Origin of the sequence: Frankia gtarii (genome assembly GCF_025403375.1) — a bacterium.
Lineage (GTDB): Bacteria > Actinomycetota > Actinomycetes > Frankiales > Frankiaceae > Frankia > Frankia gtarii.
In genome coordinates this window covers 16,709-27,971 of sequence record NZ_JAMPTM010000065.1, presented here as the reverse complement: position 1 = coordinate 27,971, position 11,263 = coordinate 16,709, and the positions used below count along the sequence as shown (strand labels likewise).

The window sequence follows — 11,263 nt, the reverse complement described above, 5'->3', positions numbered from 1 at the left end:
CCGCCTCCGGCTAGCAGAACCCCGTCCCGGTCGGGGTGCACGCCAGGTACAGCCGTCGTCGGCGAGGCTAGTTGTCGTCGTGTGTGGTCACCGGGGGCGTAATCGGCGGCGATCCGGGACAGGTACGGGGGGCGAGTTGTTTCAGTCCCGGTGGGCCTGGATGAGCCAGGCTGCCGAGTCGTACAGGACGCCTCGTTCGGTGTGGTGCTCGGCCAGGTCGGCGCGCAGATCGTCGAGGGCGCGGCCTTGGGCGGCGGGGTCGAGGCCGCGTACCAGTCCGGCATGCTGGGCGGAGACGAACCGGAAGGCGTCGTCGGGGTCGGGGCCGAAGTACATGGGCTCGGCGAGGCCCTCCACCCGGACGCCGGAGAACCCGGCCGCGTGCAGGAGCGACCGGATCCGGGTGGGGTCGCTGAGGGCGAACGGGCTCGGCGCGTCCGACGGGGGGACAGGTATCTCCCGGCCGGCGGCCAGGCAGGTGAAGAAGGCCCGGAGCCATTCGTTGCGTTCGAAGGGCTGCCAGGTCAGCAGGACGATGCGCCCGCCGGGGCGCAGGGCGCGTGCGAGGTTGGTGAAGGCGGCGACGGGATCGCCGAAGAACATCGCCCCGTGCCGGCTGACGGCGACGCCGAAGGCTGCGGTGGGAAAGGGATGGATCTGCGCGTCGGCCTGCTCGAAGGTCACGTTCGTGACGTGCTCGCGTGCGGCGCGCCGGCGGGCCAGCCTGAGCATCTCGGCCCTTGGGGATCAACGGCAGTGGATCCGGCGCTAAGCCTTGACGTGCCTGGTCATCCGTGTCACGAGGGCTCTGACGCGGTCGCGCGGTCGGTGCGGATGTTGCGGTAGATCGTCATGGGGGTGACGCCGCAGGAGGTGGCGATCTCGGCCATTGTGAACTGGCGGCTGTCGTACATGCGCTGAGCCTTGTTGATCAAGGAGGACGTCATTTTTGGCTTGCGGCCGCCGGTGCGGCCCCGGGCGCGCGCGGCGGCCAGGCCCGCCTGAGTGCGCTCGCGGATCAGGGCGGCTTCGTACTCCGCCATCAGAGCGAACATGCCGAAAACGAGCGCGCCGTGCGCGGTGGTGGTGTCCACGATTCCGTTGGTCAGCGACCGCACGCCGACGCCGCGGGCCTGCAGGGCAGCGATGATGTCGACCAGGTTGCGCAGGTTGCGGCCCAACCGGTCGATCTTCCAGATGATCAGGGTGTCGTCGGGGCGCAGGTCGTCCAGGCACGCCTGCCACTGGGGGCGATCGGCCTTGGTACCGGTGGCGACGTCGGTGTAGATCTTCAAGCAGCCCTCGGCGGCCAGGGCGTCGAGCTGCAACTGCGGATCCTGGTCGGCGGTGCTGACCCGGGCGTACCCGATCTTGTTTCCCACCCAGCCACCCTATCGAAACTCGCCCCCGGGCAGGCGTTGCGATGCCTTGTTTTCGATGTGGGTTTTGGTGGACTGCAATGCTGGGCCGATGGTCAACGACAGCGGGTCCGTGTCGGGTCTATCGCAGACGGTCGTATATGTGAGACCCAACAGCAAGATCATTCTCAGCGCTAACCGCTGTACCGCTCAACCCCGGACATGTACTCGTTGGTGTTCCAGCTGATTCTTCTGGCCTGCCGACCCGCACGTTGTTCACCCAGCTGGATGAGTCCCGCGATGACGGCGAAATCGCCTGCGACCGCTGCATCCGCCCGGGCGGCGCGTGCCGAGTTCGGCGACCGGGTCCCGTAGGGGTTTGCGGGCCCCGCCAGTTTGCGATGACGGCCTTGTATCCCTGGGTGATCGCGGCGCGGGCGAGCTGACTGCCGGCCTCGCCCGCGCCGATGATTCAGATCGTTCTCCTCAGACGCTCGTGTATCCGCCGTCGATGAACCACTCGGCGCCGTTGACGTGCGTAGCGGTGTCCGAGGCCAGGAGCAGAGCCGCCGACGCGACATCGTCCGGGTCGCCGAGCCGCCCTGTCGGTAGCACGCTCTCCATCATCTTGGCGAAGTCGTCCTGCTGGTCCTCGGGGACGATGCCGAGCAGGCCGGGGGTCCGGACCGCCCCCGGGCTCAGCACGTTGACCCGGAAACCGTTCTCCCGCGTGTTCAGCGTCCAGCTGCGGGCGAAGTTACGCAGCGCCGCCTTGGTCGCGCCATAGACCTCCATGCCCCGGCTAGGACGCGCGGACGTGCTCGACCCGATGAGGATCACCGAAGCCCCCTGCGACAGAAGGGGCATCGCCTTCTGCACCCCGAAGACCGCGCCCTTCACGTTCGTGGCGAACATGCTGTCGAACTGTTCCTCGGTGATGTCCCCGAGCACGGCCGGCACCGCGCCGCCCGCGTTGGCCACCAGGACGTCGATCCGGCCCGACCGCTGCCTGATGACCTCGTACAGGGCGTCGAGCTCGGCCAGGTTCCCCACGTCACACCGCACCCCGACGGCCTGCGGCCCGAGCTCCGCGGCCGCCGCGTCGATCTGGGCCTGACGGCGGCCGGTGATGAAGACCAGCGCACCCTCGGCGACGAATCGCCGGGCGATGGCCAGCCCGATCCCGCTCGTCCCACCGGTGACCACGGCCACCTTGCTGTCCAGAAGTCCACTCATCACCTGATCACTCACTCTCGTCGAAGTCTCGCTCTTGGATGAAGTTCTTGAACGAAGCGTCCATAACGTAGAGGGTTATGGACGATGTAGTCAAGAACGCTTAGACTGGCGCAGTGGCGAGGCCGAGAGAGTTCGACGAGGAGAGCGCGCTGAACGCAGCCCGCGACCAGTTCTGGATGACCGGCTACGCGGGCACCAGCATGGATGCGATCGCGGCAGCCACCGGCCTGGGCAAGGGCAGCCTCTACGGGGCGTTCGGCGGCAAGCGCGAGCTCTTCCATCGGGTGTACGACGATCACTGCAACGCGACAATCGACTCAGCTAACCGCCATCTGAGCGGTGACGACGAGCAGGCGTTCGAGCGACTCACCGCCTATCTGCTGGGCCACGCAACCGCCTGCGCCGAGCGCCGCCAACACGGCTGCCTGGTGGCCAAGGCCACGGCCGAGCTGGCCGAGCACGACGAGGTGGTCTCGGCTCGCTCGCTGATAACGTTCGAGAACGTCCAGCTGGCCCTCACCGGCAACCTCGAGGCCTGTCAGCGCAACGGCGACATCCACCCCGCCGCCGATGCGCAGCAACTCGCCGGACTGCTGCTGACCGTTCACCGCGGCATCGAGGCCCTCGGCAAAGCCGGGACCGACGAGAGCACCCTGCGGAGCATTACCGAGACGGCCCTGGCCGGCCTTCCGCGTCCACCCCGGTAGCGCACGCCGCTGGCTCAGATAGCCAACCAGCAGGTCGCGAACTCCGCCGGCGGGGATGGCGTAGCGGTCACGGGCCCACGTTGCGTTCCCGCGCTGAACCGACTCGATGGTGATCCGCCGACTAGGGGTGCCGGTAAGAAACGTGTCACCAGGTGCAAACTCGGGTGATCTTGCGCCGTGTCTCTCTGTAGGCGTGGGGTGTCGGTGCCCGGCGCTCCGGGCCATGATGTTTGGCCGTGGCCCGGTCGCTGGATCTCGACGAGCTCGTCGAGTACTGGACGCTGCGGTGCTGCGCACCGGCTGCCTCGTGGCCGCGACCACGGCGGCCGGACGTGGCGACCTGGCCCCCGCCGTGCTCGCCGAGCGGCTGATGCGGGCGATCTACGCCTACGGCACCAACACCGGACTGCGGGCGGTCGCCGGGTCCGCGCAGCACGGTCACAGCGAGGACGACCTGCGCTACCTGACCGCCGAGCTCGCCCGGACGGTCGCCGTCGAGATCGCCAACGCCACGTTCACCGCCCGCACGCAGCAGGTCTGGGGCGCCGGGTCGACCGCGGTGGCCAGCGACTCGACGCACTTCGGCGCGTTCGACCAGAACATCTTCACCGAGTGGCACTCCCGCTACGGCGGCCGCGGCGTGCTGATCTACTGGCACGTCGACCGCAAGAGCATGGCCATCCACTCCCATCGGCTTCGGCATCACCCGCCCACTCGGCTGTCTGCGCGTGCTGCAGGCCGCCCTGGTCTATGTCAACACCCTCATGGTCCAGGACGTGCTGGCCGACGACGAGTGGGCCGAGCAGCTGACCGACGCCGACCGGCGCAGGCTGACCCCGCTGTTCTGGACTCATGTCGCTCCCTACGGCGAGGTGAAGCTCGACATGACCAGCCGCCTGGTGCTCGGCGGCTGACTCGCGGATCCGGTCCAGACGGGAAAGCGTGTTTTGATCAACCGTCGCTGACGGACAGCCTCGGCCCGGCGATGGTCTGCGCCAGGTCGTCGAGGGACGCCGCCGCGCCATCGGGCTGGCGGAGCGCGGCGAGTGGCTCCGTGGCATCCGGCCACGGAGCCTCCGCAAAAACCTGTTGGCGGATCACGGCGACCACTGCTAGTTTTCCGGTGGCCGTGCGAGAAGACGAGGAGGTGGTACCCGTGAACGCAGTATCGACATGGGTGCTCCCCTCTGGGGTCACGGTCGGGCGATAGGTCGTCCGGGAGCGCCGTTCAAGAGCCCTCCCGAAAGGCATGACCATGCGATTCACTTCTGAACAGCGCCTCGACGACGGCGTCCTCGAACGCGAATTCACTCTCGGCGAGATCCCCGGCGTCCTGTGGACGCCTGGATCTGCACCGGCCCCGCTGATCCTGAGCGGCCACAACGGCGGCTTGCACAAGCGGGAATCCCGGCTGGTGGCCCGGGCCCGACACTCCGCGGCGGAGTACGGCTTCGCGGTGGCCGCCATCGACGCCCCCGGGCACGGTGACCGGCCCCGTTCCGCCGTCGATGAGCAGGCCCGCGCCGACCTCCGCCGGGCGATGGCGGCCGGCGAGCCGGTCGACGAGATCTTCGAGTCCTTCATCGTCCCGCTGGTCGAAAGGGCGGTCCCGGAATGGCGGACCACCCTGGACGCCCTCCTTTCGCTGCCCGAGATCGGCGGCCCGGTCGGGTACGGGGGGATGACCGCCATCGGCATTCGGCTGGCGGTGGTCGAGCCGCGCATCTCGGCCGCCGGTTTCTTCGCCGGGGGTTTCGTGCCCCGCGCCCAGCGCGAGGAGGCCCGGCAGGTCACCATTCCGCTGCAGTTCCTGCTGCAGTGGGACGACGAAGGGAACGACCGGCAGCTGGCCCTGGACCTGTTCGACGCCTTCGGCGCCAGGGAGAAGACGCTGCACGCCAATCTGGGCGGGCACGCCGGTGTCCCGTGGTTCGAGGTGGACGCCGGGGCCCGGTTCTTCGCCCGGCACCTGAGGTGAGGCCGGGCCGTCAGGCCAGCAGCAGACGGTAGGCGGTGTCGGCCAGGATGCCACTCATCGAGGACAGGTCCCGGCCCTCCTCGACGGCAGCGGCCGACAGATGCACGACCGCCCCGATCGCGGCGGTACCGGCCGGTCGCCGCGGCGTCGGGTTAACCTCGCTGCACGAGAACCTCGACACCACCACCCCCGGCGGCCGGCTCGTCTTCCACGTCTTCGCGGCGCTGGCCGAGTTCATCCGCGAGCTCATCGTCTCCGGCACCCGCGAGGGCCTGGCCGCCGCCCGCGCTCGCGGCCGCGTCGGCGGACGTCCCACCGTCGCCACCCCCGAGATCATCCGCGCCGCCCGCGACCTGCTCCCCAACCCCGACGTCAGCGTCACCGCCATCGCCCGGCTCCTCGGCGTCAGCCCCGGCACCTTCTACAACCACATCCCCGACCTGCGCGAGCTACGCGCTGCCGGCCGGGCCCGCCACGAACTCACCGCCGCTCCGCCAGCAGCCAGCTAGATCATCGCCGTTTGCGGCTGGTGACACGTTTCTTACCGACACCTCAGATCAGGAAGACCCGCCGGTAGAACCAGCGGAGTAGAGGCCGCCGAACCCGCAGCTAGCGTGATCGACTTCCGTCACGTTCCGGTCCTGCGCACGGGAAAGGTGCCAGGAGGCGAGCCGGGATGAAGCTGGTCGACGAGGAGCTGCGCGAGGGCGTCGAGCACCTTGTCATGCCAGATCCGGCTGTCGGCGGGGTCGCGGCCGGGAACCAGCTGCGCCGAGGAGACCTCGCGGTCGGCGAGGCGGATAGAGATCCTCCCGCCGCGTTCGACCACGGTCGTCAGCTCCAGACCCGTCGTGGTCCGCCACAGTTCCTGGCCGCTGGTCATGAGGCGCTGACCTGAGCGGCGTGACTGAAGCCCCGGTGCGGGGCGTCGAGGTCGATGGTCCGGGCCAGGGTGGAGAAGTCGGCCAAGGTCTCCTCAAGGTGCTGGTGGCTGATGTCCATCGGACTCCCATCGCTGATGTTGTGACCGATCCAGAATCCTCCTGCGCTGCAGGGGTTTCCGAACTGGCCCGCTGTCGCGCGCCACCCAGGGTCGGAGTATCTGAGTGCCGTTGGTGCTGGTTTGATCAAGGGGTCTTGCGCCGGGGAGCTTCGGGGGCGGCGAGAGTATCGAGGATGAGCTGGCACCAGGTGAGGGAGGCGTTGACGGCGAGGTGGGCGTGCCGGGAGCGGAGGCCGGTTCGGGCTGTTGCCTGGCCGTGGCCGGTGCCGTAGCCCTTGTTACGTAGTTCCGCGAGGCCGTCGACGATCCCTGAGACCGAGCCGAGGATCTTCTTGACGGGATCGCTGCTGTCGGGGCCTGGTATCCGGGAAGTCGGGTGCAGGCCGAGGGCCTCCTGGGCTTCGCGGGCGAGTGCCGGAAGCTTCGCCTTCTCGTTGATGGGACGCCCGAGCTCGGTCAGGATGACCTTGGCGGTGCTCTCGATCAGTTCCTTAGCGCTGCCGATCGCGAGAGCGGGGTCGTCGATGACCGCCCGTTGTATCCGGTCGAGGTGCTCACGGATCGCTGAGGGGTCCTTCAGGTTCGCGAGCGAGACGACGGTGAACTGGGGACTGGCGGGCGTGATGTGGCCGGTGTCCTTGTCGATGAGGTATCCGTCGCGGCGCAGCGAGTTGAGGAACCTGTCCGTATAAGGGGCCTCAAAGCCGTGGAGCAGCCACTCGAAGACCCGGAGGACCCGGGTGACGTGGCTCGGATCCGTCCAGTCGACGGTTTCGAGGTACTCCTGGGTTCGGGTGCGCCGCACGCTGCTGTCCTCGTAGGTGCAGGTGGTGCTCGGAGCGAAGCCCTCGTCTTGGAACGCTCTGTCGATCTCGCCGTACGTGCTACCGGTCATCAGGGTTCGAAACAGGTTGCGGGTGGGTCGGCTGACCAGGTCTGCTGCACTCACGCCGCGCCGCCTCGTGTCGAGCTGGCAGAGGCCGACCGCTTGCCGATGCTGACCGGGGCGAGGTGGCCGTAGACGGTGGAACGGGGAACACCGAAGACGGCGGCGATCTGGGTCACGGTGTGCTTCCCGGCGTCGTAGAGCTGCTGGGCGACGGCGGCCTGCTCGGCGGAGAGTCGTGGCCGGCGGCCGCCGGCGCGGCCCCGGGCCCGCGCGGCGGCCAGGCCGTCGCGGGTGTTGGCGACGATGAGTTCGCGTTGGTACTCGGCGAGGACGGACAGCATCCCGAACATCGCCCGGCCCTCGGCGGTAGTGGTGTCGATGCCCTGCTCGACGACGTGCAGGCCGACCCCGCGGTCGGCGAGGTCGGCGCCGAGGGTGACCATGTGCAGCAGGGACCGGCCGAGGCGGTCCAGGCGGGTGACCTTCAACGTGTCCCCGTCGCGCAGCAGCTTCATCACCAGGTCGAACTCGGGCCGCGATGCCTTCGCGCCACTGGCGATGTCGACGTGGATGTCGGCCTCGGCGACACCAGCGCGCGCCAGGGCGTCGATCTGGTGGTCGGGGTTCTGGTCGGCGGTGGAGACCCGCGCGTATCCGATCAGCACGGCGCCGAAACTACTCGGTCAAGACGTTTACCGACATTGATTTTCGACGCGGGTTACCGACGCGCTGAGACGGCCCGGTGGGGCGCCAGCTAGTGGTGTCGACAGACGGTCGTTTCTCGGCAAGATCCAATAGCCGCCTCAGCCACCAAGACATCCACTACGACCTTCCGCGGCGCCTGATCCGGATCGCTTGACGGACGGATGCTGCTCGCGGACGGAACCCTCCCCGGCAAGACGTTGAGGACGAGCCGGATCGAACAGCGCAGCCGCCGCATCGACCGGTTCAACGAGGCCGCCCCCGCTCAGGAGACGGCCTCCTCATGCCGCCCACCGAAGGAGATCTCTCCGATCATGGCCGTCCCTACGACCACTGCCTACCAGAGCCAGACCGTCCTCGTGGTCGCGCTGTGCGCCGCCGTCTCCATCTCGGTGGCCCTCGTCGGCGGCTTCCTCGCATGGAAGGACGGATCGAGTCCGGCGCGCGCCGTTCTAGCCGGCGCCGGCGCCTTCGCTGGTGCCCTTGCCCTGGCGTTGGCCGACGCCCTCGGGCTGTAGCCCCCCGGGTCGCAACCAGGGATCGACGCCACGCGACGTCGACCGACGATTCATTGCCCCTTTCTGGCGTATCTCGGTGGTCCCCCTAGCCGATCCGGATCTGGGTGAGCACCGCCGGCTCGGCGGCGAGGAGCTCGGTGGGCTCGTGGGCTGCGGACACCTCGCGATCTTCTCAGAAAACGGCCTTTCCGGGTTGTTGAACCACCTCGTTTTTGAAGGAGTTCTTGACGGCCTCCGGGCCCTTGACGATCTTCCGGGAGAGATCTTCAGGAAACGAAGGTTTGTTGAAGATCCAAAATCGTGCCCGAGGGGTGTGTGTCGATCAGGTTGGCATGTCGAAGCACGGGCATGCCTGGTTGACCGACATGCCCAGCCGATCTGCGGTCTCAGGGCATCGACCCGACCGTCCGCATGGGACCGGACCGCATGGGACCGGACCGCATGGGACCGGACCGCATGGTGCCGGCCGCGGCGCCACTGCGCCACGACCAGGTGCGCCACCTGGCGGACTGCGCCGGGCAGGTGATCATGCCGGCGATGCTCGGCGAGCAGCCCGAGCCGCTCGCCGCGCCGCGTGGCAGGCGCACATCGCGCTGCTACGGATCGCCGAGTTGCTAAGCCCCGACCTGGCTGCCGCCGACCGCGACACCAGCGCGGATGACCTCGCGTACCGAGGAGACATGATCCGCGAGGCCGCGCATGAAGTGCTCGCCGACGGCCAAACCCAGCTCCTGTTCGACGAACAGGAGCTCGTCACCCCGCCCCGACGGCGACACCACCTGACCCGAAACCCCACCCTCACCGGACCGCCCGAGCACGCCGCGACATGGTGGTGAGGCCACCGCCAGCTCACCCTGCGCGGCAGGCATTGACCTCAACCTCGGTTGAAGTTGCACGATTGCCAGCCAAGGACCTGCCGCGGATCCGACTCGTGGAGGAGCGTGCTGGTGAGCACAGAGCCGGGCTTCTATTCGATCATCGACTACACCGTTGACGGCGTCGCCACACAGCGTGAGCTGGTGGATGCGTTCGCGGAGATCCAGGAACGGTGGGTACGTTTCTATCCCGGCTACCGTTCGGCCCGTTTCCACGTCAGCACGGATGGCACGCGGGTGTACAACATCGTGCACTGGGCGAGCGAGGCGGACTACCGCCACTTCGTGGAGACCTCCGACACCGACGGCCGGATGGCCGCCATCGGCAAGGCGTTGGAGGGCCTGTCAGGCAAGGCGGAACCGCGGATGGCGGGGCTGCCCACCTACACCGTCGTCCGCGAGGTCGGCCCTGGGCCCCGGCACCTCGATCCCTGATCCGGCAATGGCGGCGGTTCACGGGTCCGGGCCGCCTGCCAGCCACTGCGCCGCCCACCACGGGATACGCGTGGCCACCGCGCCGAGCACGAAGGGGCGCCGGTAAGGAACGTGTCACCGGGGCAGACAGCGATGATCTGGCTGGCCTGTAGTGGAGCGGCGGCGAGCTCGTGTCGCGCCCGCGAGTACGCCGCGGATATCCTGCCGATCCTCGCGCGGGCCGGGTTCACGCTGCACCGGCCGGACGGCACCGCCGCCGGCGTTGACGACCTGGCGGCCATGATGGCCGGCGCCAAGCTGGCCGTCAGCGACGGCTGACCCGAACCGGCCTGCGGCCCCACATATCAGCCGCCGAGCACCAGGCGGCTGGTCATATCGAGCTTGACCTCGCCGTAGGGGGCGACGTGTGTCCAGAACAGCGGGGTCAGCCCGCGCCGGTCGGCGTCGGTGAGCTGGTCGGCCCAGTCGTCGTCGGCGAGGACGTCCTGGACCATCAGGGTGTTGACGTAGACCAGGGCGGCCTGCAGCACCCGCAGGCAGAGGACCGACAGTTCCTGTTCGTCGCGGCGGTTGGTGGCGATGTCGCCGCCCTTGCCGAAGAAGATGACGCTGTTGGCGCGGTTCCAGGACTCGACGACGTTCAGGCCCTCGTTGATCTCGCGTTGCAGGTCGCGGTCGCGCAGGTAGCGGGCGACGAAGAGGGTCCGTTGGGCCCGGCCTACTTCGATCATCGCCTGGTAGGTGGGGTGGATCGCGTTCGTGCGGGTGAAGCGGCGCAGGATCGCCTCGGCGGAGGCGGTGCGGGTCCGGATCGCGGTGGCATATTTGATCATCTGGTCGTACTGTTCGGCGACGATGTCCCAGCGGATCGGCCGGGTCAGCGCCGGCGCGAGCTGGGGGTAGGCGTCGGGTTCGCCGGCGGCGGGCCGGTAGAGGCGGACCTTGTTGATCCGTTTGATGCGGGGTAGCAGGTCGAAGCCGAGTAGCCGGGTGATGCCGAAGCCGATCTCGGACTGGCCGTGGGAGTCGACATAGTTGCCCTCGACCTTCATCGTCGTGTCGTGCCGCAGCGCGCCTTCGACCATCGCGGCGACCTCGGACGCCGAGCAGCTGAGTAGCTGGGAGTGGATGGCCATGCTCTTGCGGTCGACGTGCCAGTAGATCAGCACGCCGCGGCCGCCGTAGCGGGAGTGCCACTCGGTGAAGATGTTCTGGTCGAACGCGCCGAAGTGCGTCGAGTCGCTGGCCACCGCGGTCGACCCGGCACCCCAGACGGCGTGGGCCCGGGCGGCGAACGTCGCGTTGGCGATCTCGATGGCCATCGTGCGGGCGAGGTCGATGGTCAGATACCGGCGCCGGGCGTAGCGGATGTCGTCCTCGCTGTGCCCGCTCTGGGAGGACCCGGCGATCGCGCGGATACCGGTGTTCGTGCCGTAGGCGTAGATCGCGAGCATCAGCCGTTCCGCGAGCACCGCGGGGGCCAGGTCCCCGCGGCCGGCGGCCGCGGTCGCCGCGGCGAGACAGCCGGTGCGTAGCACCGCCTCCTTGAGCATGTCGATCAG

Annotated in this window: 17 protein-coding genes and 1 pseudogene; 9 read left to right on the top strand and 9 right to left on the bottom strand. The window is 68.7% G+C overall.

Annotated features, from left to right (window positions below; all coding sequences use genetic code 11):
- Positions 1–141: 141 nt before the first annotated feature.
- The 3 genes from NBZ83_RS12370 to NBZ83_RS12360 form a co-directional block, all read right to left on the bottom strand.
- Positions 142–732 (bottom strand): methyltransferase domain-containing protein, encoded by a 591-nt coding sequence (locus NBZ83_RS12370; RefSeq protein WP_261574982.1) that lies wholly within the window; start codon positions 730–732, stop codon positions 142–144.
- 65 nt (positions 733–797) lie between these two features.
- Positions 798–1,382 (bottom strand): recombinase family protein, encoded by a 585-nt coding sequence (locus NBZ83_RS12365; protein ID WP_261574981.1) that lies wholly within the window; start codon positions 1,380–1,382, stop codon positions 798–800.
- Positions 1,383–1,844: 462 nt separating this feature from the next.
- Entirely contained in the window at positions 1,845–2,594 is a 750-nt protein-coding gene (locus NBZ83_RS12360; RefSeq protein ID WP_261566647.1) for an SDR family NAD(P)-dependent oxidoreductase, read from the bottom strand.
- A 113-nt stretch (positions 2,595–2,707) separates the two neighbouring features.
- On the opposite strand from NBZ83_RS12360, the gene NBZ83_RS12355 reads away from it, so the two are divergent.
- The 5 genes and pseudogenes from NBZ83_RS12355 (at position 2,708) to NBZ83_RS12335 (ending at position 5,788) form a co-directional block, all read left to right on the top strand.
- Positions 2,708–3,301 carry a TetR/AcrR family transcriptional regulator gene (locus NBZ83_RS12355; RefSeq protein ID WP_261566648.1) on the top strand — a complete coding sequence of 198 codons (594 nt, stop codon included), beginning with the start codon at positions 2,708–2,710 and terminating at the stop codon, positions 3,299–3,301.
- A gap of 106 nt (positions 3,302–3,407) precedes the next feature.
- A pseudogene (locus NBZ83_RS33795) lies at positions 3,408–3,989 on the top strand (Tn3 family transposase); the annotation flags it as partial.
- 1 nt (position 3,990) lies between these two features.
- On the top strand, positions 3,991–4,215 hold the full coding sequence (locus NBZ83_RS12345) for a Tn3 family transposase (RefSeq protein ID WP_308203787.1): 225 nt from the start codon (positions 3,991–3,993) through the stop codon (positions 4,213–4,215).
- A 341-nt stretch (positions 4,216–4,556) separates the two neighbouring features.
- Positions 4,557–5,279, top strand: a complete 723-nt coding sequence (locus NBZ83_RS12340; protein WP_261566650.1) for a dienelactone hydrolase family protein — start codon at positions 4,557–4,559, stop codon at positions 5,277–5,279.
- A gap of 47 nt (positions 5,280–5,326) precedes the next feature.
- On the top strand, positions 5,327–5,788 hold the full coding sequence (locus NBZ83_RS12335) for a recombinase family protein (RefSeq protein ID WP_498041049.1): 462 nt from the start codon (positions 5,327–5,329) through the stop codon (positions 5,786–5,788).
- 119 nt (positions 5,789–5,907) lie between these two features.
- Here NBZ83_RS12335 and NBZ83_RS12330 read toward each other — a convergent pair whose 3' ends face one another.
- From NBZ83_RS12330 to NBZ83_RS12315, 4 genes are all read right to left on the bottom strand, one after another.
- Positions 5,908–6,162, bottom strand: coding sequence for a hypothetical protein (locus NBZ83_RS12330; RefSeq protein WP_261566651.1), 255 nt, complete (start codon positions 6,160–6,162; stop codon positions 5,908–5,910).
- Positions 6,159–6,281 (bottom strand): hypothetical protein, encoded by a 123-nt coding sequence (locus NBZ83_RS12325; protein ID WP_261566652.1) that lies wholly within the window; start codon positions 6,279–6,281, stop codon positions 6,159–6,161. The genes NBZ83_RS12330 and NBZ83_RS12325 overlap by 4 nt, the downstream gene beginning before the upstream one ends.
- 125 nt (positions 6,282–6,406) lie before the next feature.
- The gene (locus NBZ83_RS12320) at positions 6,407–7,231 is read right to left on the bottom strand and encodes an abortive infection family protein (protein ID WP_261574980.1); all 825 of its coding nucleotides are present in this window, start codon (positions 7,229–7,231) and stop codon (positions 6,407–6,409) included.
- Positions 7,228–7,836 carry a recombinase family protein gene (locus NBZ83_RS12315; protein ID WP_261566654.1) on the bottom strand — a complete coding sequence of 203 codons (609 nt, stop codon included), beginning with the start codon at positions 7,834–7,836 and terminating at the stop codon, positions 7,228–7,230. The genes NBZ83_RS12320 and NBZ83_RS12315 overlap by 4 nt, the downstream gene beginning before the upstream one ends.
- A gap of 201 nt (positions 7,837–8,037) precedes the next feature.
- Here NBZ83_RS12315 and NBZ83_RS12310 point away from each other — a divergent pair, with 201 nt between their 5' ends.
- A complete protein-coding gene (locus tag NBZ83_RS12310) occupies positions 8,038–8,391 on the top strand; it encodes a hypothetical protein (protein WP_261566655.1) in 354 nt (117 codons plus the stop codon).
- Positions 8,392–8,832: 441 nt separating this feature from the next.
- Positions 8,833–9,009, top strand: a complete 177-nt coding sequence (locus NBZ83_RS12305) for a hypothetical protein (protein WP_261566656.1) — start codon at positions 8,833–8,835, stop codon at positions 9,007–9,009.
- On the opposite strand, the gene NBZ83_RS12300 is transcribed toward NBZ83_RS12305, so the two are convergent.
- Complete coding sequence (locus NBZ83_RS12300) at positions 9,006–9,260, bottom strand: hypothetical protein (protein WP_261566657.1); 255 nt, start codon at positions 9,258–9,260, stop codon at positions 9,006–9,008. The genes NBZ83_RS12305 and NBZ83_RS12300 overlap by 4 nt on opposite strands.
- Positions 9,261–9,338: 78 nt before the next feature.
- Here NBZ83_RS12300 and NBZ83_RS12295 point away from each other — a divergent pair, with 78 nt between their 5' ends.
- Positions 9,339–9,701: an antibiotic biosynthesis monooxygenase family protein gene (locus NBZ83_RS12295; protein WP_261566658.1), complete on the top strand. Its 363-nt coding sequence runs from the start codon at positions 9,339–9,341 to the stop codon at positions 9,699–9,701.
- A 132-nt stretch (positions 9,702–9,833) separates the two neighbouring features.
- Positions 9,834–10,019 carry a hypothetical protein gene (locus tag NBZ83_RS12290; protein WP_261574979.1) on the top strand — a complete coding sequence of 62 codons (186 nt, stop codon included), beginning with the start codon at positions 9,834–9,836 and terminating at the stop codon, positions 10,017–10,019.
- 26 nt (positions 10,020–10,045) lie between these two features.
- Here NBZ83_RS12290 and NBZ83_RS34540 read toward each other — a convergent pair whose 3' ends face one another.
- Positions 10,046–11,254, bottom strand: a complete 1,209-nt coding sequence (locus tag NBZ83_RS34540) for a Tn3 family transposase (RefSeq protein ID WP_261574978.1) — start codon at positions 11,252–11,254, stop codon at positions 10,046–10,048.
- Positions 11,255–11,263 lie beyond the last annotated feature (9 nt).